Genomic DNA, 1,104 nt, shown 5'->3' with positions numbered 1-1,104 from the left:
TAACGCCCTGTTAAGGTGTGAGCAACGCAATACCGATGCCGCCGCATACCATCTTAACCACTAAACGCAACGCATAGCAAAAATGCCACGCGTTGCGAATCACTCTTAAACAGTTTGTTATGTAACTTTACTCAACCTGAGTCAACAAGCTCAGATTTTCTAGAAAAACAGGATCGTTTTCCAAAGTAAAACACTTCGCGAGTAAAGGAGACGTCTCATTCTTATAATTAATTGCGGGCTCATATTTTTTTACTAGCCTAGATACTTCAACGAAAGTGTCTGGTGATATAGAACTCATTTGCACTATACCTGCAGAGATATTTCTAATATCACCTAAGTCGTAGTTTTTATGTTGAAAGTACTGATATAAACAATTCGCTCTCGCGAATTGTATTAATTGTTCATCGATATTAGATTGGGGACCAGTATTAGCTTTTACAGATAATGACATCAGTAAAAGTATGAAAGTCATAACCTTGATCATGTGCACTCCCAGAACAGAACTTTGTGAGTAACTGATGCATACCCTTGGTATACACATTTATTCCCATCCCATAGGTCAGCATGCCCTGTCGCATCACTCCATCCGTCAACTTGATAGACAATAATGCCCTTACGCCCTTTAATTTTCTCTAGGTGCTCTTCGGGAGTTAGCTCTTCAGGGCTAAAGTATTTTTCTGATAGGTATTTGATAAGAATTTTGACTCGAAAAATATACCAAAATTTATTTTGTCCCGAAGAGACTTGAAGACTCATTTTTCCTTCCGGCCCAATCGCGTTGTAACGAGGAATTTTGTGTTCTACACCGCTACCATTAAGAGCTTTGGAAACTCTAATAGCACAAGCGTTTGAAAATATACCTAGTTCGTAGTTCAAACCTACTTTACCACCAATTTTTTCAAAAACCACATTAGCTGGTAACGCAGGGTAATTGGCACGAAGTTTTTCCCATGTTGGCAACTTCATTTTCACCTCAATCCTTAGTAAATATCTTAGGATAGATAATGTGCCGCTGATTCGACCTCATGTTAAAAAAGAGAAGAAAACTTTATGATTGAAATTATATAGTTTTGAAACTGACTAATCATGAAGTTACATAACGCC

The 1,104-nt window shown here is 37.9% G+C and carries 1 protein-coding gene; it reads right to left on the bottom strand.

Features of this window, described 5'->3' with window-relative positions:
- Positions 1–480: 480 nt before the first annotated feature.
- Positions 481–966: a type VI secretion system amidase effector protein Tae4 gene (locus R7O03_RS22615; RefSeq protein ID WP_025611557.1), complete on the bottom strand. Its 486-nt coding sequence runs from the start codon at positions 964–966 to the stop codon at positions 481–483.
- Between the last annotated feature and the right edge of the window lie 138 nt (positions 967–1,104).

The sequence above is a fragment of the Vibrio sp. Vb2960 genome (assembly GCF_033337665.1).
Lineage (GTDB): Bacteria > Pseudomonadota > Gammaproteobacteria > Enterobacterales > Vibrionaceae > Vibrio > Vibrio alginolyticus.
The sequence above is the reverse complement of the archived record's forward strand: the minus strand, read 5'-3'. Positions and strand labels throughout refer to the sequence as shown.